The sequence below is a fragment of the Streptomyces sp. CA-210063 genome, assembly GCF_024612015.1.
In the GTDB taxonomy this organism is placed as follows: Bacteria; Actinomycetota; Actinomycetes; order Streptomycetales; family Streptomycetaceae; genus Streptomyces.
The window spans coordinates 1427590-1452470 of sequence record NZ_CP102512.1; the positions used below are offsets into that span (position 1 = coordinate 1427590).

Annotated in this window: 18 protein-coding genes and 2 pseudogenes; 13 read left to right on the top strand and 7 right to left on the bottom strand. The window is 70.1% G+C overall.

The features are described from left to right. Positions 1-87: 87 nt before the first annotated feature. Both JIX56_RS06230 and JIX56_RS06235 read left to right on the top strand, forming a co-directional pair. Positions 88-2250 (top strand): protein kinase domain-containing protein, encoded by a 2163-nt coding sequence (locus tag JIX56_RS06230; RefSeq protein WP_257537756.1) that lies wholly within the window; start codon positions 88-90, stop codon positions 2248-2250. Between the two features lie 224 nt (positions 2251-2474). Next, positions 2475-3863, top strand: a complete 1389-nt coding sequence (locus JIX56_RS06235) for a glycoside hydrolase family 16 protein (RefSeq protein WP_257537757.1) — start codon at positions 2475-2477, stop codon at positions 3861-3863. A gap of 77 nt (positions 3864-3940) precedes the next feature. On the opposite strand, the pseudogene JIX56_RS06240 reads toward JIX56_RS06235, so the two are convergent. The 3 genes and pseudogenes from JIX56_RS06240 to tnpA form a co-directional block, all read right to left on the bottom strand. Continuing rightward, positions 3941-4381: pseudogene (locus tag JIX56_RS06240) on the bottom strand (AraC family ligand binding domain-containing protein); the annotation flags it as partial. A gap of 42 nt (positions 4382-4423) precedes the next feature. After that, positions 4424-5632, bottom strand: coding sequence for an RNA-guided endonuclease InsQ/TnpB family protein (locus tag JIX56_RS06245; protein ID WP_257537758.1), 1209 nt, complete (start codon positions 5630-5632; stop codon positions 4424-4426). Continuing rightward, positions 5629-6057: an IS200/IS605 family transposase gene (gene tnpA / locus JIX56_RS06250; protein WP_257550758.1), complete on the bottom strand. Its 429-nt coding sequence runs from the start codon at positions 6055-6057 to the stop codon at positions 5629-5631. Before tnpA ends, JIX56_RS06245 begins: the two co-directional genes overlap by 4 nt. 180 nt (positions 6058-6237) lie before the next feature. Here tnpA and JIX56_RS06255 point away from each other — a divergent pair. From JIX56_RS06255 to gnd, 5 genes and pseudogenes are all read left to right on the top strand, one after another. Further along, positions 6238-6529 (top strand): annotated as a pseudogene (locus tag JIX56_RS06255) (transketolase-like TK C-terminal-containing protein); the annotation flags it as partial. Positions 6530-6548: 19 nt separating this feature from the next. Then, positions 6549-7730 carry a transaldolase gene (gene tal, locus JIX56_RS06260; RefSeq protein ID WP_257537759.1) on the top strand — a complete coding sequence of 394 codons (1182 nt, stop codon included), beginning with the start codon at positions 6549-6551 and terminating at the stop codon, positions 7728-7730. Continuing rightward, the gene (gene zwf, locus JIX56_RS06265; RefSeq protein ID WP_257537760.1) at positions 7727-9256 is read left to right on the top strand and encodes a glucose-6-phosphate dehydrogenase; all 1530 of its coding nucleotides are present in this window, start codon (positions 7727-7729) and stop codon (positions 9254-9256) included. The genes tal and zwf overlap by 4 nt, the downstream gene beginning before the upstream one ends. Beyond that, the gene (gene opcA, locus JIX56_RS06270; RefSeq protein ID WP_257537761.1) at positions 9253-10218 is read left to right on the top strand and encodes a glucose-6-phosphate dehydrogenase assembly protein OpcA; all 966 of its coding nucleotides are present in this window, start codon (positions 9253-9255) and stop codon (positions 10216-10218) included. Before zwf ends, opcA begins: the two co-directional genes overlap by 4 nt. 10 nt (positions 10219-10228) lie before the next feature. Further along, the gene (gene gnd / locus JIX56_RS06275) at positions 10229-11107 is read left to right on the top strand and encodes a phosphogluconate dehydrogenase (NAD(+)-dependent, decarboxylating) (protein WP_257550759.1); all 879 of its coding nucleotides are present in this window, start codon (positions 10229-10231) and stop codon (positions 11105-11107) included. A gap of 87 nt (positions 11108-11194) precedes the next feature. Here the strand turns inward: gnd and JIX56_RS06280 are convergent, their stop codons facing one another. Next, positions 11195-12025 (bottom strand): phosphotransferase enzyme family protein, encoded by an 831-nt coding sequence (locus JIX56_RS06280; RefSeq protein WP_257537762.1) that lies wholly within the window; start codon positions 12023-12025, stop codon positions 11195-11197. A gap of 193 nt (positions 12026-12218) precedes the next feature. On the opposite strand from JIX56_RS06280, the gene JIX56_RS06285 reads away from it, so the two are divergent. The 3 genes from JIX56_RS06285 to JIX56_RS06295 all read left to right on the top strand — a co-directional run bounded on the left by JIX56_RS06285 (position 12219) and on the right by JIX56_RS06295 (position 18262). Then, positions 12219-15131, top strand: coding sequence for a peroxidase family protein (locus JIX56_RS06285; protein WP_257537763.1), 2913 nt, complete (start codon positions 12219-12221; stop codon positions 15129-15131). Positions 15132-15198: 67 nt separating this feature from the next. Beyond that, positions 15199-16674 carry a hypothetical protein gene (locus JIX56_RS06290; protein WP_257537764.1) on the top strand — a complete coding sequence of 492 codons (1476 nt, stop codon included), beginning with the start codon at positions 15199-15201 and terminating at the stop codon, positions 16672-16674. Positions 16675-16795: 121 nt separating this feature from the next. Further along, positions 16796-18262: a pentapeptide repeat-containing protein gene (locus JIX56_RS06295; protein WP_257537765.1), complete on the top strand. Its 1467-nt coding sequence runs from the start codon at positions 16796-16798 to the stop codon at positions 18260-18262. A gap of 6 nt (positions 18263-18268) precedes the next feature. On the opposite strand, the gene JIX56_RS06300 is transcribed toward JIX56_RS06295, so the two are convergent. Further along, entirely contained in the window at positions 18269-20059 is a 1791-nt protein-coding gene (locus JIX56_RS06300) for a bifunctional sugar phosphate isomerase/epimerase/4-hydroxyphenylpyruvate dioxygenase family protein (RefSeq protein WP_257537766.1), read from the bottom strand. 136 nt (positions 20060-20195) lie between these two features. Then, positions 20196-21095 carry a shikimate dehydrogenase gene (locus tag JIX56_RS06305; RefSeq protein WP_257537767.1) on the bottom strand — a complete coding sequence of 300 codons (900 nt, stop codon included), beginning with the start codon at positions 21093-21095 and terminating at the stop codon, positions 20196-20198. Positions 21096-21280: 185 nt separating this feature from the next. Between JIX56_RS06305 and JIX56_RS06310 the strand changes: the two genes are divergently transcribed. The 3 genes from JIX56_RS06310 (at position 21281) to JIX56_RS06320 (ending at position 24346) form a co-directional block, all read left to right on the top strand. Continuing rightward, entirely contained in the window at positions 21281-21946 is a 666-nt protein-coding gene (locus JIX56_RS06310) for a TetR/AcrR family transcriptional regulator (RefSeq protein WP_257537768.1), read from the top strand. 330 nt (positions 21947-22276) lie between these two features. Beyond that, positions 22277-23617, top strand: a complete 1341-nt coding sequence (locus tag JIX56_RS06315) for an MFS transporter (RefSeq protein ID WP_257537769.1) — start codon at positions 22277-22279, stop codon at positions 23615-23617. A gap of 165 nt (positions 23618-23782) precedes the next feature. Beyond that, complete coding sequence (locus JIX56_RS06320; RefSeq protein ID WP_257537770.1) at positions 23783-24346, top strand: hypothetical protein; 564 nt, start codon at positions 23783-23785, stop codon at positions 24344-24346. A 4-nt stretch (positions 24347-24350) separates the two neighbouring features. On the opposite strand, the gene JIX56_RS06325 is transcribed toward JIX56_RS06320, so the two are convergent. After that, complete coding sequence (locus JIX56_RS06325; protein WP_257537771.1) at positions 24351-24803, bottom strand: PPOX class F420-dependent oxidoreductase; 453 nt, start codon at positions 24801-24803, stop codon at positions 24351-24353. Between the last annotated feature and the right edge of the window lie 78 nt (positions 24804-24881).

A 24881-nucleotide genomic window follows, 5' to 3' on the forward strand; every position in this document is an offset into this window, starting at 1 on the left:
CTCCGAGGCCCCTGGTCCAGCGCCACCTGCCGCATCCCCTAGGCTGATCCGCCGCAGCTGCCGTACGGAACAAGAGCGTGGTGGGAAATGCCGCTGAGGGACGACGATCCCACTGTCATAGGCGGATACGTCCTGGAGAACCGGCTCGGCGCGGGTGGCATGGGGGTCGTCTACCTCGCCCGGTCCGAGTCGGGGCGGCGGGTCGCGATCAAGCTGGTGCACGCCCAGTACTGCGACGACGAGGAGTTCCGGTCCCGGTTCCGGCAGGAGGTCGCGGCGGCGCGCCGGGTGAGCGGGGCGTTCACCACCCCCGTGGTGGACGCCGACCCGGAGGCCGCCCGGCCGTGGATGGCGACGCTGTACGTGCCGGGGCCGACGCTCTTCGATCTGGTGCGCGAGGAGGGCCCGTTGGGCGGGGCCCGGATCCGGGGCCTCGCGCTCGGGCTCGTCGAGGCGCTGCGGGACATCCATCGGGCGGGTGTCGTGCACCGGGACCTCAAGCCGGCGAACGTCCTCATCGCCGAGGACGGGCCGCGCGTCATCGACTTCGGCATCTCGCGCGCCGGCGACAACCTGCCGCTCACCGTGACCGGCCGGGTGATCGGCACCCCGCCGTTCATGTCGCCGGAGCAGTTGCGCTCCCCGAGGGACGTCACCCCGGCTTCGGACGTGTTCTCCCTTGGATCGCTGCTGGTGTACGCGGCCAGCGGGCACAGCCCGTTCAAGGCCGAGAGCCCCTATCTGGCGGGCTACCAGGTCATGTTCGAGGCGCCGAAGCTGGACGCGGTGCCCGAGCCGTTGCGGAGCATCGCCGAGCGCTGTCTGGACAAGGACCCGGCGGCCCGGCCGGACCTCACCGAACTGCACCGCCTCTTCCTGGGGTTGCCGACCTCGACGGATGCCCGCCCCGACGCCGCCGTTCCCGAGCCCGAGCCGGTGGCCCCGACGACGTACAGCCGGGGTGAGGGCCGCCGCGCCAAGCGGCAGTTGTTCCTCGTCGGCCTCGGCGCCGCCCTGACCGTCGGCGCGCTGAGCGCCGCGCTGCTTCTGTACCCGGGCGACAAGGACACCTCGAGGTCGTCCGACACCGCCGCCGGTTACCGTTCGGCGTCCCTCCCCGAGGGCTGGCAGCCGTGGCGTACGCCGCTGCGGAACGACGAGGGCTTCCCTCCCGAGTACGTCGCCACCGGCTACAAGCGACCGGGCTGCCTGACGGACGGAACGGACCTGTACTGCGGCGGTACGGGCTTCGTCGTCACGAAGGTGGACGCCGCCACGGGAGAAACGGGCTGGCGGCACGGCACCCTGCCCCAGACGTCGCGGCCCATCGGTGTGCGGGACGGCCTGGTCTATGCCTACGAGGAACCCGACACCACCCGGCGGCGCCTGACAGCCCTGGACACCGCGACCGGGAAACAGCGGTGGGCCCGGTCCATCAGCGTGAACGAGGAGGTCCACCTCTACGACGGCGGCCTCCTCACCCTCACGCCCGACCACCTGCACATCGTCGCCTACTCCACAGCGGGCAAGGAGTTGTGGCGGTCGCCCGTGCCCGGCGCGGTGAACTGCGTTCCCACGGTGCTCGGCGGCGACCCGTACGCCCTGTGCTGGGAGGGCGCCGACTTCCTCGACACCAACCCGTTCACGCTCGTACGGCTCGATCCGGACGACGGTACGCGGCGGGAACTCGCCCCGCTGCCCAAGAAGTCGCTCGCCCTGGGCGCCGTGGACGGACAGCCGCTGTTCCTCGGGGCCGAGACCACCGAGGAGGTGTACGAGGCCGGGTACGAGCGGCCGTACGACGCGTTCCTGCGGGTGGACCCGGAGACCGGGAAGGTCACGCGGATTCCGCTGAAACGGGCACTGCGCGGCTCGGCGACGCTGGTGGACGGTGTCGTGTACTTCGTGCGGACCAACGGGTGGGTCGCCGCCGTGTCGGCGACCAGTGGCAAGGAGCTGTGGGAGCGGACGACGGACACGGAGAACCTGTCCGCTCCGGCGGTGTCGAAGGCCCGGGACGAGGTCTACTTCGCCAACCGGTTCGGGCGGCTGCTGGCGCTGGACGGCGGCACGGGCGCCGAGTTGTGGCGCACGGACGCGCTCGACGACCCGGGGGACATCGCGGCCGAGGCCCCGCCCAGCGTGCTGCTCGTCGAGGACGCGATCGTGGCGATGGCCGGGGACACGGCGCTCTCCGTGCGCCCGGACCAGCCGACGGCCCGGCCGTCCACCTCCGCCGCCGGGGACTGACCGGCCGTCACCTCGCCTCTTGGCGGGTGACCGCCGACAAGGAGCGATCTTCACAGAGTGAACTCGCCCCTCCCGCACGGACTTTCTCCGCTTTAACTCTTGACGACCGCAGCGCCTGAGCGCACATTGACCGCACGCTGTTCTCTGAGAGCGCTCTCAGAACAACTCCGCGAGGCGCTCCCCCCACCCGCGCACTTTCACTCCGTACACCCGAAGAGGCCGCTATGAGTGAAACCTCCGGCATACCCATCAGACGTCGCCGCCCGCTCAGGCGCGCGTTTCTCGCCATGGCCGCCGCGGTGGCGCTGGCGACGGCCTGGGCGACGACCGCGCAGGGCGCGGCGCCCCCGCCGCCCACCGGCTGGACCCAGGTCTTCGTCGACGACTTCAACGGCACCGCCGGCACCGGCGTCAACACCTCCAACTGGCAGTACGCCACGGGGACGGGCTATCCGGGCGGCCCCGCCAACTGGGGCACCGGCGAGGTCGAGAGGATGACGAACAGCACCAACAACGTCGCGCTCGACGGCAACGGCAATCTGCGCATCACCCCGATCCGCGACTCGGCCGGGAACTGGACCTCGGGCCGCATCGAGACCAACCGCACCGACTTCCAGCCCCCGGCGAGCGGAAAACTGCGGGTCGAGTCGCGGCTCCAGATGCCGAACGTCACCGGCACGGCGGCCGAGGGCTACTGGCCGGCGTTCTGGATGCTGGGCGCCCCCTACCGGGGCAACTACCAGAACTGGCCGAGCGTCGGCGAGCTGGACATCATGGAGAACGTCCAGGGCCGCAACACCGTGTGGGCCACCATGCACTGCGGCACCAACCCGGGCGGGCCGTGCAACGAGACGACCGGCATCGGCAACTCCACCGCGTGCCCCAACACGACGTGCCAGTCCGGCTTCCACACCTACACCATGGAGTGGGACCGCTCGGTGACGCCGGAGACGATCCGGTTCTCCGTCGACGGCACCCTGTTCCACTCGGTCAACGCGAGCCAGGTGGACGCCACGACCTGGTCCAACGCCACCAACCACGGCTTCTTCATCATCCTGAACGTGGCGATGGGCGGTGCCTTCCCCGACGCGTTCGGCGGCGGTCTCGACGGCGACACACGGTCCGGTGTCCCCATGGTCGTCGACTATGTGCAGGTGCTGTCGGCCGCCGGGAGCACGACCACACCGCCGCCGACGGGCACCCGTGACGCGTACAGCGCCATCCAGGCCGAGTCGTACAACAGCCAGAGCGGCACCCTCACGGAGACCACGACCGACACCGGGGGCGGCCAGAACATCGGTTCCCTCGCGGGCGGCGACTGGGCGCTCTTCCAGAACGTCGCCTTCGGCTCCAACCCGGCCACCCAGTTCGTCGCCCGTGTCGCCTCCGGCGCCAACACCGGGGTGAGCGGCCTGGTCGAGGTCAGACTCGACAGCCGTACGAGCACCCCCATCGGCAGCTTCTCGATCGCCAACACCGGTGGCTGGCAGTCCTGGCGGACGGTGCCCGCGAACATCAGCGGGGTCACCGGCACCCATGACGTCTATCTGACCTTCACGAGCGGTCAGTCGCAGGACTTCGTGAATGTGAACTGGTTCACCTTCGGCCGCTGAGTGGCGTATCGGCCGCCGGCATCCCAAGAGGGGCTCCACGCGCGCGTGGAGCCCCTCACCGCGTTCTCACACGCGAGTCACCGCATCTCCGCCCGGAACGCCACCGGCGTCGTCCCGCTGTGCAGCTGGAAGAACTTGGAGAAGTTCGCGGAGTCGGGGAAGCCGACGGCCACGCCGACGCGGCCGATCGGCAGGTCCGTGTGGGCCAGCAGCCGTTTCGCCTCCAGGACGACCCGCTTGGGCCAAGGAGTGGTGCAGGCCCTCCAGCTGGGCCTTGTCGGGGCGGAGCAGCGGCGGCAGGTCGTAGCGGTAGAGGCCCCTCGCCCCGACGGTCGCGCGGGGCAGAAAGCCCGGTTGCATGGTGAGGACGGTCCGGCGGTACTCGGTCGCGCGTGAGAAGCGATAAAGCGATGTACCTGCCCCGGGCGGATCCACAACAGGTCGCCCGCGCCCACCTCGTACTCGGTGAAGTCGATCACGTGGCGCACCGGTCCGCCGTCGAACAGCATCACCACGTGACTCCACCCACGCGTAAACGCGCGGGCTTCCTGTGTCGGTGGCTAGGCCACGTCGCAGAGGACCAGCCCGGCCCTGTTGAGGACGTTCAGCGCGCCGACGTGGTCCGCGTTGGCCACGAATCCACAGGTCGCGCACTGGAACTTCGCTTGGGTGACGCGGTTCTCCTTCGCGGTGTGCCCGCAGGACGGGCAGGTGCGGGAGGTGTTGCGGGGGTCCACCGCGACGACGGTCCGACCGGCGCTTTCAGCCTTGCCTGCGAGGATCGCGAGGAACACCCCCCAACCCGCGTCGAGAATCGACCGGTTCAGTCCGGCTTTTGCCGCCCGCTGGTTCGGAAGGAACACACCGGGCTGTTCGGGGTCGGGCTTGGGTGCGGGCGCTTTGGTCATGCCCGCGGTGTTCAACCGCTCATGCGCGATCGCGTCGTGGTCGCGCACGAGGGTGAGCGCGGTCTTGTGCGCGTGGTCCAGGCGCTGGCGCCGGATCTTCGCGTGGATCTCGGCGACCTTCCGCGCGGCGGCGCGATGTGCCTTGGTTCGTTGCTTGGTGCGCTTGGGGAACGTAGCCAGATGCCGCTGGGCTTCGGCGAGTTCCCCGGCCGCCGTTTCGAGGAAGCGGGGATTGGCGATGTGCTCGCCGTCCGAGGTGGTCATGAAGTGCGTGACACCCATGTCGATGCCGACGACCGCCCCCGTGTCAGGCAGGGGTTCGGCGGGGACGTTGTCGCAGGAGAGGACCACGTACCAGCGATTGCCTTCCCGCTTGACGGCGATCGTCTTCACGCGGCCCTGCACGGGCCGGTGCTGGTGCACGCGGATGTGCCCGACACCTTGCAGACGGACGCGGGCGACGGGGTCGTGCGGGGTGGGGTCCCAGCGGCAGCCGTCGCCGTCCCTCGGGAAGGTGACGGTGTCGAAGTGGCCGACTCCCTTGAAACGCGGGTAGCCCGGCTTCTCGCCCTTCTTGACCCGGCGGAAGAACGCGGCGAATGCCTTGTCCAGGCGGCGCAGGGTGGCCTGCTGCGAGGAGAACGACCAGCGGCCCTGGCGTTCCGCATCGAAAGCCCTGATCTCCTTGAGCTGGCCGGACTGGTTGCCGTACGTGATGCTCGTCTTCGAACTGTGCCGCCAGGCGTCCCGGCGTTCTTGCAGCGCGCCGTTGTAGAGCGAGCAGTGGTCCCGGACCATCTCGCGCAGCGCCTGCTCCTGGCGAACCGTGGGGCGGAGGAGGAACTTGTACGCACGGATCACGCCTGCTCCCCCTTCTCCTTCCGCCACGGGCGCTCCCACTGGGTCTCGATGTACTCCTGCACCGTCTGGGCGCTGACCGCGCCCACGGAAGCGGCGAAGTACGACGACGACCACAAGGTGGGCAGTTGGCTCTTGAGGTGCGGGAACTCCGTGCGCAGCATCCGTGACGTGAAGCCCTTGAACTGGTTGGCCACGTATGACGCCGACGACTTCGGGTCGTGCTTGACGAACAGGTGGACGTGGTCGGGCATGACCTCGAGCGCCACGATCTCCCACCCCCGTTCGTCGGCCTTCTGGCGGATCAGCTCGTCCAGGCGGGCCGCGACCCGGCCGCCGAGGACCGGACGGCGGTACTTCGGGCACCACACCACGTGGAGCCCGAGGTCGTACACGCCGCCGGAGAACCGGCGAACCCTCCGGGTCACATTCACGGGATAATTATACACACGGCACAGGTATAATAATCCGTGATGATGACGGCACAGACCAGAACCGCAGCCGTATGGAGAGCTCAGCTCAGAGCAGTTGAGAGGAGCGATTCCCCCTCGGCTAAAAGCCGGGGGCCCTCGCTAGATCACGGATGAAAGTCGGTGGGAGGCCAAGGGGGGACGCGCGTGGTGTCGATGCCGTCGGTGGAGTGGTTCGAGGGAGTGGTTCGAGGAACAGTCGCGCGCGTACCGCGAGAGCGTGCTGCCGCCGTCCGTGAAGGCCCGCGTGGCGGTCGAGGCGGGGATCGGTCCGACCTGGTACCGGTACGTCGGTGACCACGGCCGCATCGTCTCCCTCGAGCACTTCGGCGCCTCCGCCGACGCGAAGACGCTGTTCGCCGAGTACGGCTTCACCCCCGAGAACGTCGTCGCCGCCGCCAGGGAATCCCTGACCGCCGTGCACGGTTGACGCGAGCGCCTGAAGGAAGATGCTCATTGTGACCACCGAAACGACCGCGGCGACCACCGCCCCGGACCCCCTGAAGCGCCTCTCCGACGAGGGCGTCTCCATCTGGCTCGACGACCTCTCCCGCGAGCGCCTCACCTCCGGCAACCTCGCGGAGCTCATCGAGAAGCGGCACGTCGTCGGCGTGACCACCAACCCGTCCATCTTCCAGGCCGCCATCGGCTCGGGAGAGGGCTACGAGGACCAGCTCGCCGACCTCGCCGTGCGCGGTGTGACGGTCGACGAGGCCGTACGGATGATGACGACCGCCGACGTACGCGCCGCCGCCGATGTCCTGCGCCCGGTGTACGACGCGACGGCGGGCCGGGACGGCCGGGTCTCCATCGAGGTCGACCCCCGGCTGGCCCACCACACCGCGGCGACCGTCGCCGAGGCCAAGCAGCTCGCCTGGCTCGTCGACCGCCCCAACGTGATGATCAAGATCCCGGCGACGAAGGCCGGCCTCCCCGCCATCACCGAGGTCATCGGCCTCGGCATCAGCGTCAACGTCACGCTGATCTTCTCGCTGGAGCGCCACTACGAGGTCATGCACGCCTATCTGGCGGGCCTGGAGAAGGCGCAGGCGGCGGGCCTCGATCTGTCCGCCATCCACTCCGTCGCCTCCTTCTTCGTCTCCCGCGTCGACGCCGAGATCGACAAGCGGCTGACCCTGCTGGGCACCGACGAGGCGCTCACCCTCAGAGGCCGCGCGGCGCTCGCCAACGCGCGGCTCGCGTACGAGGCGTACCAAGAGGTGTTCGGCCACGCCGGCGACGCGACCCACCCCGGCAGCCGCTGGACCGCCCTCGCCGGGGCCCGCGCCAACAAGCAGCGCCCGCTGTGGGCCTCGACCGGCGTGAAGGACCCGGCGTACAAGGACACCCTGTACGTCGACGAGTTGGTCGCGCCCGGCACCGTCAACACGATGCCGGAGGCCACGCTCGACGCGGCCGCGGCCCGTGGCGTCATCCACGGGGACACGGTGAGCGGCGGCTACGCGCAGGCCCGCGCCGACCTCGCGGCCGTGGAGGCGCTCGGTGTCTCCTACGACGAGGTCGTGCGGCAGTTGGAGGACGAGGGCGTCGCCAAGTTCGAGGCGGCGTGGCAGGACCTGCTGGACGCGGTGGCGAAGTCCTTGAACAGCAAGGGAGTTGATGGGGAATGACCGCCGAGTGGCTCAACCCGCTCCGGGACCCGGGCGACCGCAGGCTCCCCCGGATCGCGGGCCCGTCCGGGCTCGTCATCTTCGGGGTGACCGGTGACCTGTCCCGCAAGAAGCTGATGCCTGCCGTGTACGACCTGGCCAACCGCGGTCTGCTGCCACCGGGCTTCTCGCTCGTCGGCTTCGCCCGTCGGGACTGGGAGGACGAGGACTTCGCGCAGATCGTGCACGACGCGGTGCGTGAGCACGCGCGCACCGAGTTCCGCGAGGAGGTCTGGCAGCAGCTCGCCGAGGGCATGCGGTTCATCCCGGGCGACTTCGGCGACGACGAGGCGTTCAAGCGGCTCCGCGAGGCCGTCGAGGAGCTGGACTCCTCCCGGGGGACGGGCGGCAACTTCGCCTTCTATCTCTCCGTGCCGCCGAAGTTCTTCCCGAAGGTCGTCAAGCAGCTCAAGAAGCACGGGCTGGCCAGTCCGCCCGAGGGTTCCTGGCGGCGCGCGGTCATCGAGAAGCCGTTCGGCCACGACCTGGTCAGCGCGCGTGAGCTGAACGCGGTCGTGCACGACGTGTTCGACCCCGAGCAGGTCTTCCGCATCGACCACTACCTCGGCAAGGAGACCGTCCAGAACATCCTGGCGCTCCGCTTCGCCAACCAGATGTACGAGCCCATCTGGAACCGGAGTTACGTCGACCACGTGCAGATCACGATGGCCGAGGACATCGGCATCGGTGGTCGCGCCGGGTACTACGACGGCATCGGCTCGGCCCGTGACGTCATCCAGAACCACCTCCTCCAACTGCTGGCCCTGACCGCCATGGAGGAACCGGCCGCGTTCGACGCCGAGTCGCTGCTCACCGAGAAGCTCAAGGCGCTGAAGGCCGTGCGGCTGCCGGACGACCTGGGCCGGCACACCGTGCGCGGTCAGTACGCGGCCGGCTGGCAGGGCGGCGAGCGGGTGCTCGGCTATCTGGAGGAGGACGGCATCGACCGTTCCTCGACCACGGACACCTACGCGGCGATCAAGCTGGGCATCGACAACCGCCGTTGGGCGGGAGTCCCCTTCTATCTGCGGACGGGCAAACGCCTCGGCCGCCGCGTCACGGAGATCGCGGTCGTCTTCCAGCGCGCCCCGCACTCCCCGTTCGACTCCACGGCCACCGAGGAGCTGGGGCAGAACGCGATCGTCATCCGGGTGCAGCCGGACGAGGGCATGACCGTGCGCTTCGGTTCGAAGGTGCCGGGTACCTCCATGGAGATCCGGGACGTCACGATGGACTTCGCGTACGGCGAGTCGTTCACGGAGTCCAGCCCGGAGGCGTACGAACGGCTGATCCTTGACGTGCTGCTCGGCGACGCCAACCTCTTCCCCCGCCATCAGGAGGTGGAGGAGTCCTGGAGGATCCTCGACCCGGTCGAGGAGTACTGGGCCAAGCAGGGCAGGCCCGCGCAGTACGCCTCGGGCAGTTGGGGCCCCGAGGAAGCGGACGAGATGCTCGCACGAGACGGACGGAGCTGGCGCAGGCCATGAAGATCGACCTGAGCGACACCACGGCAAGCAAGATCAACAAGGCCCTGGTGCGGGGCCGCCGGGCCATCGGCACACCCGCCGTGGGCATGGTCCTCACGATGGTGATCGTGACGGACGAGGAGAACGCGTACGACTCGATCAAGGCGGCCGAGGAAGCCTCGCACGAGCACCCCTCGCGCACCCTGGTCGTCATCAAGCGGCACGCCCGCACGCCGAAGGACCGGACGAAGTCGCACCTGGACGCCGAGGTACGGGTCGGCGCCGACGCGGGCACCGGCGAGACGGTCGTGCTGCGGACGTACGGCGAGGTGTCCGACCACGCCGACTCCGTGGTCCTGCCGCTGCTGCTGCCGGACGCGCCGGTGGTGGTGTGGTGGCCCGTCGACGCCCCGGAGAACCCGGCGAAGGACCCGCTGGGCGCGCTCGCCCAGCGCCGGATCACCGACATGTACGCCGTGGAGACCCCGCTCGCCGCGCTCGAACAGCGGGTCGCCTCCTACACGCCCGGGGACACCGACCTGGCCTGGACCCGGCTGACGCCGTGGCGTTCGATGCTCGCGGCCGCCCTCGACCAGGCCAAGGAGACCATCACCTCGGCCGCCGTGGAGAGCGAGGCCGACAACCCGAGCGCCGAACTGCTGGCCCGCTGGCTGGAGGCCCGCCTCGGCGTGTCCGTCGAGCGGGTCCTGACCGCCGGGCCGGTCGTGACGGGTGTACGCCTCGGCACCGAGAAGGGCGAGATCGTCATCGACCGCCCCGAGGGCCCGCTCGCCACGCTCACCCTGCCGGGCCAGCCGTCGCGCACCCTCGCCCTGAAGGTGCGCGCCACCTCCGAGCTGATCGCCGAGGAACTGCGCCGCCTCGACGCCGACGAGATGTACGCCATCGCCCTGCGCGGAGGCGAGAACACCGGCGAGAAGGCCCTTCGAAACGTTCGTGACGCTCAGGGAGAAGTGAACTGACATGGCAGCGATGCAGCTGGGCCTGATCGGTCTCGGCAAGATGGGCGGCAACATGCGCCAGCGGATCCGCCGCGCCGGCCACACCGTCGTCGGCTACGACCGCAACCCCGATGTCTCCGACGTGGGCAGCCTGGCCGAACTGGTCGAGCGCCTCGACGGCCCGCGCACCGTCTGGGTGATGGTCCCGGCCGGTGGCCCCACCCAGTCCGTCGTCGACGAGCTGGCGGAGCTGCTGTCGCCCGGCGACACGGTCGTCGACGGCGGCAACTCCCGCTGGACGGACGACGAGAAGCACGCGGCCGAGCTGGGCGCGAAGGGCATCGGCTTCGTCGACGCGGGCGTCTCCGGTGGTGTGTGGGGCCTGCAGAACGGCTATGCCCTGATGGTCGGCGGCGACAAGGAGCACGTCGAGCGGCTCCAGCCGATCTTCGAGGCGCTCAAGCCGGAGGGGCCGTACGGCTATGTCCACGCCGGCAAGGTCGGCGCCGGGCACTTCTCCAAGATGGTCCACAACGGCATCGAGTACGCGATGATGCAGGCGTACGCCGAGGGCTGGGAGCTGCTGGAGAAGGTCGACTCGGTGACGGACGTCCGCGAGGTCTTCCGCTCCTGGCAGGACGGCACCGTCATCCGCTCCTGGCTGCTCGACCTCGCCGTCAACGCGCTCGACGAGGACGAGCACCTGAAGAAGCTGCGCGGGTACGCCGAGGACTCCGGTGAGGGGCGGTGGACGGTCGAGGCCGCCATCGACAACGCGGTGCCGCTGCCCGCCATCACCGCGTCGTTGTTCGCGCGGTTCGCTTCGCGCCAGGACGACTCGCCGCAGATGAAGATGATCGCGGCGTTGCGTAATCAGTTCGGCGGGCATGCGGTCGAGTCGACGAAGTAGGGGTTCGTCGTTCTGGGCATGTGCGGGAGCGTCGTGGCTTGTCGCCCAGTTCCCCGCGCCCCTTGGGGCGCGGGTGAGCTGAGGTCTTCAGCACAGTAGGGCGGCGGTGAATGTGGCGCGGTGGGTGGTCAGCCATGTCTGGATGCGGTCCCAGCGGGTCCAGCCTCCCCGCTCGGCCAGGACCCGCCGGTAGACAGAGTCCCCCTCAGCCACCCGCGCTGCTACGAAGTCGCGACAGATCGCTGTCGTCTGTTCGATGACTTCGGGCAGCTCGGCGCGTTCTTGTGCGGAGAGGCCGTAGCTGTCGGCGAGGACGCGTAGGCGTCGGGGGGCGTCCAGGGCCCCGCCCGGATAGAGGGCTGCCGCCGATTCGGGGTCGAGCATGGGGATCCAGTAGCGGGCCGCCATGGCCACGTCCCAGACGGGGCGGCCCGGTGCCGCCAGGTCGAAGTCGATGAAGGCGGTGGCGTGGCCGTCGCGGAAGACGACGTTGTCGGGGCAGACGTCGTTGTGGCAGAGGAGCGGTCCGCCCTCGGGGTCGGCCAGGTCGCGGGGCCAGTCGACGCAGGGGTCGACCGGAAGGGCCGCACTCGCCGCGTGCAGGTCCCGCAGCAGACTCCCGACGGACGCGAGGGCGCTGTCCGTCAGCGCCCAGGGTGGGAACGGCGGCAGTGCCACATCGCCGGGGACGAAGGTCAGCCGCTCGCGGCCGTCCGCGGTGCGGCCGACGGGGAGCGGGGCCCCGTCGAAACCGTGCCGCCGCAGCGCGCGGAGGTGGGCGTGGAGGGCGGGTGCGGTGCGCGGCGCCGGGCGGTCGACGAGGGAGCCCTGTCGGAAGACCGCGCCCGCGTTCACCATGCCGCCGACGAGCGCTTCGCCGCCGTGCGGAAAGTCCGGTGCCCCACCGTCGACCGTCATGTCGAGCACGCTACCGCCTGCCCTCGAAGGCTCCCGTGCTGTGGCGGAATGCGATATTCACCCGCATTATTGCCAGATGTGTACATGGCGTGAACTGTCGCTGTGGCCGGAACCCCGCCCCCGGTAGCGTGCGCCCCCTGTCCCGTATGCACGTCGCATGCATCCCGTATGCCTTTGCACGAAGGAAACGCCGATGGCCGAGACCGGGCAGCAAGATCAGCGGTACGAGCGGTACGAAGGGGGCAGCCCCGAGGCCGAGCGGCTCGTGTTCGAGCGGTTGGCGCGGGAGCTGATGGAGGTCCAGGTCAGGAACCGGCGGGCCGGGGGCGGCAGGATCGAACGAGCGTTCCATGCGAAGGCTCCGCTGGGTGTGGAGAACGCGCGGCTGCGCTTCCACGACGATCTGCCGGCGGCGTTGCGGGTCGGTTTCGCGCAGCCCGGCGCCGACTATCCGGCGGTGGTCCGGCTGTCCAACGCGAGCGGTATCCGGCAGGGCGACGGCTCGCCCGACCTGCGGGGCGCGGCCGTGCGCGTGCAGGTGTCGGAGGGCGTGAGCCATGACCTGCTGGCCACCAGTTATCCGGTGTCGCACGCGAGCAACGCCCGGGAGTTCGTGGCGTTCGCCAAGGCCATGGCGGGAGCGCGGACTCCTTTGCACAAGGCGTTCGGGCTGTTCGTGAAGCTGCCGTTGGCGGTGGGGCTGGGAACGGCTACGCGAATGCGGCGGAACGTACAGGACGCCACCCGACGGACCGTCAATTCCCTTGCTAATGAGACCTATTGGAGCCGTGGGGCGATTCTGTGGGGCGAGGCCGGGCCCGTGCGCTATCTGTTGCGGCCGGCGCCCGGTACGCCGACGGCGGCCGAACCCGACCGCCGGGACCCGGACTTCCTGCACCGGGAGCTCGCGCGGCGGCTCGGGCAGGCGGATGTGGCGTTCGACCTGTGTGTGCAGCGGTACGTGGACGAGCGGCGTACACCGATCGAGGACGCGGCGGTGGAGTGGAAGGACGCGGTGGCGCCGACCGTGCCGATCGCCCGGCTCACCATCCCCGCCCAGGAGTTGGACGGCGCCGAGGCACGGGCGGCGGCACGGCGGATCGAGGATCTGACCTTCAACCCCTGGTACACGACCGATGAGTTCCGGCCACTGGGGAACATCAACCGGGCGCGGAAGGCGGGGTACCAGGCGGGCGGCGGACACCGTCTCGGGCTGCGCTTCGTCACCGCGGAACCCTTGCGCAACAGGCTGCTCGGCCGTCTCGTGGGACCCGCCTTCGGGCTGCTGAACCGTGTCGTGCCGTGGCACCGGCTGCCGTTGTCGCTGAGCCTGCTGAACCTGGTGTTCCTGCGGCGGGTGCTGCGCCGGCTGAACCTGATCGACACCGAGGTGCGCGAGGCACCGCCGAAGGCCCAGCCCGTGCCGGAGCCGATCCCGGAGCGGCTGCGCACGGAGCGGTCGTACGACGGGACGTACAACGATCTGTCGGAGCCGAGGATGGGCGCGGTGGGCGCCGCCTTCGGGCGGAACCTGAAGCCGGACTACCGGCCGGACACCTTCGACACGCCGAACCCGGTGACGGTCAGCCGTCAGCTGCTGTACCGCGAGAGCTTCGTGCCCGCCACCTCGCTCAATGTGCTGGCGGCGGCGTGGATCCAGTTCCAGGTGCACGACTGGGTGAACCACCGGCGGTACAAGACGGGTGGCCGCAGTGTGGAGGTGCCGCTGCCGCCCGGCTTCGACGGTGACTGGCAGAACGTGCCGGGCGGGCCGACGGAACGGGTGATGCGGTTCGCGGAGAACGAGGGCATCGAGGCACCCGGGCGGCCGCCGATCCTGTTCGCCAACTCCGCCTCGCACTGGTGGGACGGCTCCGAGGTGTACGGCGAGAACGAGCGGACCGCGCGGTTCCTGCGCGAACCGGACGGGGGCGCCAAACTCCGCCTGGAAGATGGCCACTTGCCGGGCAGCCCGAACGGTATCCCGCTCACCGGGTTCAACGAGAGCTGGTGGATGGGGCTCAGCGCGATGCACACGCTGTTCGCGCGGGAGCACAACGCGGTGTGCGACGCGCTGCGCGCCGAGTACCCGTCGATGAGCGAGGAGAAGGTGTACCACACGGCCCGGCTCGTGGTGTCCGCGCTGATCGCGAAGATCCACACCGTGGAGTGGACCCCGGCGATCCTCGCCACCGAGGCGATCGATCTCGCACTGCACACCAACTGGGCGGGCCCGCCGAAGAACTGGCTCAACCAGCTGGGCCTGTGGCTGTTCGAGGCGCACTCGCTGACGGGCATCCCGAAGACACTGCCGGACCACCACGCGGCGCCGTACTCGCTGACCGAGGACTTCACGACCGTCTACCGGATGCATCCGCTGATCCCGGACGACTTCGAGCTGCGGGAGCACCAGTTCGGGCGGCGGCTGGAGACGGTGGGCTTCCTGGACATCCAGGGCGGGGCCGCCGAGTCGCAGATCCGGAAGACCGGTCTCGCGAACTCGCTGTACTCGTTCGGCATCGCCCACCCCGGCGCGATCACGCTCCACAACTTCCCTCGCTCGCTGCAGCGCTTCGAGCGCGACGGGGAGATCATCGATCTGTCGGTCGTCGACCTCGTCCGGACCCGCAGGCGGGGCGTGCCGCGCTACAACGACTTCCGGGCCGGGCTGCACCAGGGGCGGATCCGCTCCTTCGAGGAGCTGACCGAGAATCCTCAGACGCTGGCGCGGCTGAAGGACGTCTACCGGGACGTCGACGAGATCGACACCGTGGTCGGTCTGTTCGCGGAGAACCCGCCGGAGGGTTTCGGGTTCAGCGACACGGCGTTCCGCATCTTCATCCTGATGGCCAGCCGGCGCCTGCAGAGCGACCGGTTCCTGACCGTCGACTACCGGCCGGAGGTCTACACACCGCTCGGTATCGACTGGGTCGAGAAGGGCGGCATGAACTCCGTAGTCCTGCGCCACTGCCCGGAGTTGGCCCCGCTCCTGCCGCGCGGCGCGAGCGCGTTCGCACCATGGCGGACGGTACGGGAGACCGGCAACGGCATTGCGGGCAACGGAAGTTCGAGCGACGACGGTACGAGCGACGGCGGTTCACCATGACGCCGTGACACACGACCCGGGGGTGTGACAGGCCCCGGGTCCGAACCACACAACGGGGGAAAGACGAATGACGTTCACCGACAAGCAGTCAGAGCTGCCCGGAACCGGGGAGCTGTCCGCGATACCCGGGGCCGGCGAGCAACTCGTGGTGCAGGAGCCGCCGCCCGGCGTGGCCGGTGCCACCACCCACCCGGGCCTCGCCGACCTCTTCGGGCGCCCACTGCTCCGGACCGTGTGGCGGCGCCGTACGCACCGCGTGAGCCGGGGCGCCAAGGTGTCCGCCGGGACCATGACCTACACGTCCCGCAACGCGGTGCTGCCTCTCTCCGAGCTGGAGGAGGCGGTGCTCATCGCGATCACCGGCACCACGGGGCTCACCATGCCCGACCGGCCCTTCGAGGACCCGGACGACGGCACGCCCATCATGTCCAAGCCCAACCTGACGATGGCGGGCCGCACCGCCGGGAGCCCGGACAACGCGCAGGGCACCCACTTCTTCCTCGTCAACGACACGGGCACCTACTTCCTGCGCAGGCTGGCGCCCGCGCCGGACGAGCCGTTCGACGCCGAGACCCTGGTGGCGCGGGCGCGCGAGGCGAAGGTGAAGATCCTGGACGAACGCCTGGACGTGAAGCCGAACCAGCGGGACTTCCCGGCGTACCTGGACTCGAACCGCTTCCTGTCCAACCTCCCGGGAACGACCCTGCTGTTCCCGGTGGTCGATCTCTCCCACCAGTACGTCAACGCGCTGATGTATCTGCTCACGCAGCCGGACGGGGCCCGCCCCACCCTCGTGGACGACCGCAACTTCTACCGTCCCGCCGGGGTGAGGAAGTGGGTGAGGAACGGCTTCCTCAACGGGGATCTGAAGCTGCCCCTCGGCGCCCTCGGCCCGATGCGCACCCAGATCGAGGCGGACCTGCTCCTGCAGAACCTGATGCTCACGGCCGAGGCGATGGGCCTGGGCGCCTGGATCCACGCGTCCATCAACCCGCAGATCGCCCTCGGCGACCCGAAGTTCTCCCGCGCGTACGGCAGGATGCTCGGCTTCGACTTCGTCACCCCGCGCTGGCGGCCGGCCGACATCTGGCGCTGGCACATTCCCCTGCCGAAGTACGCCAAGGTCCGCTCGCACCCGGTCCGGCTCCCCGACCCCGACGGTGGCGCCCCGCTGATCGCCGCCGCCTGTCCGCCCACGTTCGGGACCATGTCGGAGGCCGTGGAGACGATCATCAAGGAGAAGTTCGGCCCGGGCGGCGTCTACACCGACCGTGATGTCTTCGCGCGGATCTACCGGGAGGACTACGGGCAGCGCTATCTCACCGAGGCCAGTGAGTACGAGGAGCGGGTGATCGACTGCGCCCGCGACATCTGCGAGTACATCCTCCGCACCCACGGCCGCTTCCCGGCCCACACGGACGCGATCCATGTCCCGGGCGTGTGGCTCCAGGTCCATCACGTGGAGAACGAGTACTACGAGCGGTTCTTCACGAACGGCCTCACGGACGCGCACCGGGCGCACGCCGGGGCGTGGGGTCACTAGCGGCCGGGTCACCAGCGGCCGGTCACCAGCGGCCGGGGGTGTCGGACGGGATCCGGCCAGGAACGTGGGGCCGGATCCCGGTAGTTGACAGGTACAAGTGTTCCGGGTGAGATTCCCGGTGATGATGATCAACGATCTGACGGCGGCCGAGCGGCGGGTCTGGGACGCGTTTCCCCTGGGCGCGGCGGTGGATTTCACCACCGCCGGGGAAGAGGACGCCGCAGCGGGAGACGACGCCGAGTGGGGCCCGGAGCGGACAGTGCGGGCCCGGGTGCTGCGGGCGTTGCTGCTCACCGCTCCCCAGGAGGAGGGCGAGGTCGCCGCTCTCAAGATCGAGGGCGCCCGGATCACCGGCAGACTGGACCTGAAGTACGCGACGGTCGACAGCGTCGTCCGGCTGAGCGACTGCCGCTTCGACGAGGTTCCCGACTTCTCCGGCGCGCAGTTCACTTACCTCAACCTCACCAAGTCCGTGTTTCCCGGCCTGCGTTCGGCACGCATGCGGGTCGACGGCGGGCTGCGGCTGACGGAGTGCCGGTTCCGGGGGCCGGTCAGACTCACCGGGGCGCAGATCTCCGGGACCCTCTTCATGGAGCGGGCCGAGTTCACCGCGCCGGACGACGAGCCCGCGCTGCGGCTCAACCAGGCGGAGATCGGCGAGGAGTTGTGCGCTCCCGGGCTACGCGCGAACGGCGAGGTCCAGCTCGGCGGTGCCCATGTCGCCGGCGCGGTCGACCTGAGGCGCTGCCGGCTGCACCGGCCCGGCGGCACCGCCCTGAGCGCCGCGACACTCGCCACCGAGTCGGATGTCGTGCTGCGGCACGCGGACGTACGCGGCCGGGTCGAGTTGCGCGGCGCCCGGGTGGGCAGCCGGCTGGAGCTGTCGTACGCGCGGCTGTCGAACCCCGGTGGTATGGCGCTGCGGGTGAGCAGTTGTGTCATCAGCGAACTGTGGCTGCGCAACGGCCCTCCGATGGAGGGTGTCCTCAACATGCGCCGCGCCCAGATAGAGGTGCTGTTCGTGGAGCCGGACATGCTGCCGGACCAGGTCCTCCTGAACAGCCTCACCTACACCTCCCTCATCCCGCACGAGCCCGCCCAGCGGCGGCTGCCCATGCTGGAGCGGGACGGTGAGGTGTATCTGCCGTACTCCTACGAGCAGTTGACCGCCGCGTACCGCAGGATCGGTGACGACGACGCCGCCCGGCGCGTGCAGCTCGCCAAGCAGCGCCGCCATCGCGCCACGCTCCGCTGGCACGGGCGGCTCTGGGGGTACGCCCAGGACGCCGCCGTCGGCTACGGCTTCCGCCCGCTGCGCGCGGCCGTCTGGCTGCTGTCGCTGATGGCAGTGGGCTCGGTGGCGTACGCGGTGCGGCCGCCGAGCCCGCTCAAGGCGGACGAGGCCCCGGAGTTCAACCCCGTCTTCTACACCCTCGACCTGCTCCTCCCGATCATCGACTTCGGGCAGGAGCGGGCGTACGCACCCGACGGCTGGTCGCAGTGGCTGTCGTACGTCCTCGTCATCACCGGCTGGATTCTGGCGACCACGGTCGTCACGGGTGTGACGCGTACGGTCAGCCGTCAGTGACTCCGCTTACCTGACCGGCCGTTGGACGTGCTGGGCGGCGAGCCGCACGGGCGCGTTCTGCGCGCCGTAGCCCTTGTAGTCGCCGTCCCGCTGGACGAGTTCGAAGAAGACCCGGCCGACGGTCTCGGTGTAGCAGTGGCGGAACTCGCCGTCCACGTCACGGTCGTAGAGGATGCCGAGTTCGCGGTACGTCTCCAGCTCGCCGTCGGCGAACGCGAACCGTGCGGCCAGGTCGTCGTAGTAGTTCGCGGGGACGGCCAGCAGCCGGCCCCCGGCCGCGCGGAAGGCGCGGGCGGCGGCGACGACGTCGTCCGTGGTGAGGGCGATGTGCTGGGCGCGGGCGGTGTCGTCGGTCGGGGCGGGGCCGACGCTGAGGGCGATCCGGACGCTGCCGTCCTCGTTGGTCACCGGCCGGCTGCGGAACAGGCCGTAGGGGTCGGCGACGTCGACGCTCTCGCTGGCGTGGAGGCCGAGCACCGTGCGGTGGAAGAGGGCCGCCTCGTCGAACTGGTGCCAGGGCTGGGTCAGGGCGAGGTGGTCGACGCGGTGGACGTGGCCCGCGGCCTGCGTGTGTTCCACGGGCCGGAAGTCCCCGGTCCAGCTGGGGAGTTCGGGACGGTCCGTCGCGCAGAAGAAGAGTTCCGTGCCGTCGGGCGCGGCCACGGCGTCCAGCGGCGCGTCCTCGGCTGCCCGACGCCTCGGCAGGACCGGCGCGAGCAGGGCCTCGGCGCGGCGGGCGGCGCCGGCCGGGTCCGGTGACTCCAGTCCGATCGCGGCGAGCTGGGTGCCGTCGCGCCGGGCGGCCGGGCCGGTGTTGACCAGCACCCGCGCCTCACCCTGCTGCCACAGGTCCACCGGCTTGCTGCGGTGCCGGGCCGTGCGGGCGAAGCCGAGCGCACCGAGCAGCGCGCCCACCGGTTCGGCGTCCGGCGTGACGAGCTCGGTGAAGGCGACACCCGTGGGCACCACACGCTCCGGCAGCGCGGTGATGCCCGCCGACTCCTGGAGCATCAGCAGCGAGCGGTGGGCGTCCACGGCGGTGGGCCCGGCCTCGGCCTGCCGGAAGACGTCGTTGAACACCTCCAGGGACAGCGGCCCGTCGTACCCGGCCGCCATGACGTGCTTGACCAGGCCGGTGACATCGAAGCCGCCCTGTCCCGGGAAACACCGGTAGTGCCGGCTCCACTGCAACACGTCCATCGCCATCAGCGGCGCGTCGGCCAGCTGGAGGAAGAAGATCTTCTCGCCGGGGATGTCCTCGATCGCCTTGGGGTCGGACCCCCGGGCGAGGATGTGGAAGCTGTCCAGGCAGGTGCCGAGCGCGGGGTGATCGGCCGCCTCCACGATGCGCCACGCATGGTCGTACGTACTGACGTGCCGCCCCCAAGCCAGCGCCTCGTACGCGACTCGGATGCCGAACTCCTGAGCCAGACCGGCCAGTTGGCGCAGGTGGTACGCGGCGAGCGCGTCGTCGTCCTCGGCGAGCGGGTGGACGCTGGAGCAGACGAGAACCGTGTCGACGCCAAGCCGGCCCATCAGCTCGAACTTGTGCCGGGCACGCCGGAGATTGCTGTCGAACACCTCCGCCGGCACGGCCTCGATGTCCCGCATCGGCTGATAGAGGTCGATGCTCAGCCCCAGATCCGCACAGCGAGCCCGGATCTCCTCGGGAGTGAGAGGACTGGCGAGCAGATCGTTCTCGAAGATCTCCACCCCGTCGAAGCCCGCCCTCGCGGCGGCCGTGAGCTTCTCGGTGAGGGACCCACTGAGGGAGACGGTGGCGATGGATGTACGCATGGGGGGCTCCTTGGGGACTCACTCGCGCCCCAGTTCTTTGAGGGGCGCGGGGCGAGACATTGTGCGGCTCTGCCGCGTGGGCGCGATCAGCCACGAACAACCCGCAGCCGAAACTCAGACCTACCTCGCACGGCGCTCAGTTGGGGACACCAGCGACACCGGCCAACTCGGAGATGTCCGCCAACATCCGCGAGGCGTCCGGCTCACGCCCGGTGAACAACCGAAACGCATCCACCGCCTGGAACACCGCCATCCCTCCCCCATCCAGCGTGGCGCAGCCCACCGCCCTCGCGGCTCGCAGCAGCTCCGTCTCCAGCGGCCGGTACACCACCTCCGCCACCCACAGCCCGGGATGCAGCAACTCGGCGGCGAAGGGCAGACCAGGATGCGCCGCCATCCCCGTCGGCGTCGCGTGGACGACCCCGTCGGCCGCGCCCAGCAGCGCCGGCAGCGCGTCCGGCGTCGCCGCGGCGGCCCGCCCCGGACCGAAGTGCCGGTTGAGGGAGGCGGCGAGGTCGGTCGCCCGGTCGGGCATCGCGTCGACGACGGTGACGTGCTCCGCGCCGAGCGTGAGCGTGGCGTGCGCGACAGCCGCGCCCGCGCCCCCGGCGCCCAGCTGCACCACCTTCTCCAGCGGGGCGTCGGGCAGGCCGCGGGCGAAGGACGCGGCGAAGCCGGTGACGTCCGTGTTGTGGCCGACGGCGCGGCCGCCCTCGAAGACGACGGTGTTGACCGCGCCGAGCGCGGCGGCCTGCGGAGCGAGCGCGTCGAGGTGCTCGATGACGAGCTGCTTGCAGGGGTGGGTGATGTTCAGCCCGTCGAAACCCAGGTCACGGGCGGCGCGTACGAGATCGCCCACCGCCTCCGGGCCGACCCCGAGGTCGTCGATGTCGATCAACCGGTACAGATAGCGCAGACCCTGCCGGTCGGCCTCCCGCTCGTGCAGGGCGGGGCTGAGCGAGGGCCCGATTCCGGAGCCGATCAGGCCGACGAGATACGAGTCCTGCGAGGAGACAGGGTTCGAGACCTTGGGCACGGCGGGGCCTCCTGAGCGGCTACTAATGTACGAACTAGTACGTTAGTCATAGCAGCCGAGGTCGAGCATGGGAAGCCCTGTTCGCGAACGCGAGCGGGAACGCGCACCGAGCCGATCCGCGCGGGCTTCTACAATCCGCGGGCTTCTACAATCGCGGTCACTGGCCCCTTGCCCGAAGGAACCCGATGACCAGCGTCGAAGAACCGGCACGACCGAACGGGCGCATCCGTGACGCCGCCCGCACCAAGGCCGAGATCCTCGACGTCGCGACCAAGGAGTTCGCCCGTTCCGGATTCGCCGGGGCCCGGGTCGACGAGATCGCCGCCCGCACCCGCACCACGAAGCGGATGATCTACTACTACTTCGGCGGCAAGGAGCAGCTGTTCACCGCTGTGCTGGAGCGGGCGTACTCCGTGATCCGGCAGACCGAGCAGGAGCTGGACGTCGAGCATCTGGACCCGGTCGCGGCCATCCGCCGGCTGGCCGAGGTGACGTTCGACCACCACGAGGCGCACCCCGACTTCATCCGTCTGGTCAGCATCGAGAACATCCACGAGGCCGAGCACATCGCCTCCTCCGAGATGCTCGGCAAGATCGGTTCGCCCGCGCTGGACGTGATCCGCCGGATCCTGGAGTCGGGCCGGAAGTCGGGCCTGTTCACGGCGGACGTCGACGCCGTCGACCTGCACGCGATGATCAGCGCCTTCTGCTTCTTCCGGGTCGCCAACCGGCACACCTTCGGTGCCCTCTTCGGCCGCGATCTGGTCGATCCCGGTCAGCGCGAGCACTACCGCACGATGCTCGGCGACATGGTGATCGCGTACCTGACGGCGGACCGCGCGACAGACTGAGGACACAGCCGTCCGACGGACTGAGGACACAGCCGTCCGACGGACTGAGGCCACGGCGGCGCGGCGAGCGGTCCCGGCCGGGTCTCGGCCGGATCTCGCCGGGAAGATCCTTCGACGACACCCCTTGACACCCGGGAAACGTGGGCGCAACATCCGTAGCCAACCGCTACTAACTATCCAGTGCGTTAATTAGCCGGGTAGCACCCGGCGCGGCCGCCCCATCACCCCGGGGGTCCGGCTCCCTCCCCCACCCCGCTTTGCCCTGCCTTGCCTTGCTTTTCTCCGCTTCACTCCCCTCTCATTGGGGGAGATCCCTCGAAGGAGCACGCCGTGTCCGTCCCCGCCGCACCGCCCGGCCAGCCCAAAAAGGCCGCTACGGCCGCCTGGATCGGCAGCGCCCTGGAGTACTACGACTTCTTCATCTACGGCAGCGCCGCCGCCCTGATCTTCCCGACGGTCTTCTTCGACGAGTCCGACCCGGCCACCGCGACCCTGCTGTCGCTGGCGACGTTCGGTGTCGCGTACGCGGCGCGGCCGATCGGCGCGCTCTTCCTCGGGCACTTCGGCGACCGGCTGGGCCGCAAGAAGATCATGGTCTTCACGCTGATCCTGATGGGTCTGTCGACCTTCCTCATCGGCTGTCTGCCCACCCGCGACCAGGTCGGCACCCTCGCCCCGGTCCTCCTGGTGATGTGCCGTGTCCTGCAGGGCATCTCGGCGGCCGGTGAGCAGGCGAGCGCCAACTCCATGACGCTGGAACACGCGCCGTCGGACCGGCGCGGCTTCTTCACCAGCTTCACCCTCAGCGGCACCCAGGGCGGGCAGCTGCTCGCCACCCTGGTCTTCATCCCGATCGCCGCGCTCCCCGAGGACCAGCTGCTGTCGTGGGGCTGGCGCGTCCCGTTCTGGATGAGCATCGCGGTCGCCGTCGTCGGCTACGTCATCCGCCGCACGCTGGAGGAGACCCCGGCCTTCACCCAGCAGACCGAGTCCGAGGGCGTCGCCAAGCTACCGCTGGTCGTGCTGATGCGCGAGCACTGGGCGGACGTGCTGCGGGTGGTCGCGGGCGCGCTGGTCGCCTCGGTCTCCACGATCTTCACGGTGTGGGCGCTGGCGTACGGCACGAGCGAGTCGGTCGGCCTGTCCCGTTCCTCCATGCTGTGGGTGGGCGCGCTCGCCAACCTGGTGGCGCTCGGCGCGATCCCGCTGTGGGCCACGCTCTCCGACCGCATCGGCCGCCGCCCGGTGTTCCTGATCGGCGCGGCCGGCAGCGCGGTGATGATGTTCGTCTACCTGTGGGCGATCTCCACCGGCGCCTACCCGCTGGTCCTGATCCTCGGCATCGTCACCTTCGGTGTCGTCTACAGCGCCGCGAACGGCATCTGGCCCTCCTTCTACGGCGAGATGTTCTCCACCCGGGTCCGTCTGTCCGGCATGGCCATCGGCACCCAGATCGGCTTCGCCATCGCCGGTTTCGCCGTCACCTTCGCCGCACAGATCGCCGGCCCGGACGGAGACGACTGGTTCGCCGTGGCCCTCTTCACCACGGCCCTGTGTATCCCGCCGGTCCTGGCCGCCCTCACGGCACGCGAGACCCACAAGATCCCGACCGAACTCCTCGGCACCCGCGCACCGCGCGAGAAGAACGACCGGGAGCGCGTCGCGGCCTGAGCCCCGACGAGCGACACGACCGAGTCCCCGGACACCCCGAGGTGTCCGGGGATTCGTGCGTGGCGGCGGGCACCGCGAGAGCGACCCCGACGCGAAGAGCCGTACAGGTCGGGGGCATGATGGCCGGACTGCCGCGTCCATGCGGCACTGCTGTCAGGGGGAAGAATGAGGCGCGGCGAGGCCCCTTACAGAGCCACCCCGCCTCCGTGGGAGGGGTGGCCTGCGGCCGAGACCAGTCGGCGGCGCTGGAGAATCGCCCTGATCGTCCCGCTGGTCGGCGCGGCCGGCTGCGGCCTGCTCTTCCTGCTCGGGATAGGCGCGTTCGCCCTGCTGCTCATAGTGAGCCGCCTGTCGGTCCCCATCCCCGACGGCGAGCCCCTGGCAATGAACACGGCAGAGATCACGGGCACCTGGACGGACGAACAGGGCGGACGTCTGGTGCTGGAACCGGACGGGACGTTCACCTCCGACGGCGTCTGCGGCGACTTCAGCGACGACGACCTCAACGCCGTCTCCGCGCCGGACCCCGGCGCGGGCACCTGGGAACACGACACCTGGGAGGACCTGGACACGGGCGACCCCGTGTCGAAGGTCCACCTGACGTTCACGCCCGGCGGGGTGTGGACCGCGTACGAGGCCCGGGGCACGTCGAAGAAGCCCGTCCTGTGGGAGTACATCGGCGACCCCGACGAAGGCAACCTGTGCGTACTGGAGAAGGCGGCCGAGTAGCGTCTCAGCGCCCGGTGACCCCATAGGCCCGCTCCACGCGCAGCCGCAGCACGAGCCGCCGGTCCCGGACCATCGCCGCGCGGTAGTCGTCCCAGTCGGGGTGCTCTCCCCGTACGTCCCGGTAGAGACGGATGAGCTCCTCGACCGTCTCGTCGTGCGGGTCCTCCGCCACCGGGGTGAGGTCGGCCGTGCCCTCGACGACGGTGTACGCCCATCGGTCGTCGCTGGTGACGTGGTACGACACTCGGGGGTCCCGCCGCATGTTGCGGGTCTTGGCGCGCGACTCGGTGACCGACACACGGATGGTCCGCTCGTCGGGGTAGTACGCGTGGTTGACGTTCGAGAGCTGGGGGCGGCCGTCGGCCTTGAGGGTGACAAGCACCCCGCCGTCGTGCTCGGAGAGCAGTTTGAGCAGCGCTTCCCGCACGGCTTCGTCGTCGTTCGTGTCCCGGGTCATGATCGGTTCAACGCGTCGGCGTGCGTACGGATTCCCCGTCCGAGCGGCCCGATATGGGCGGCCCGATGTACCGGCGGC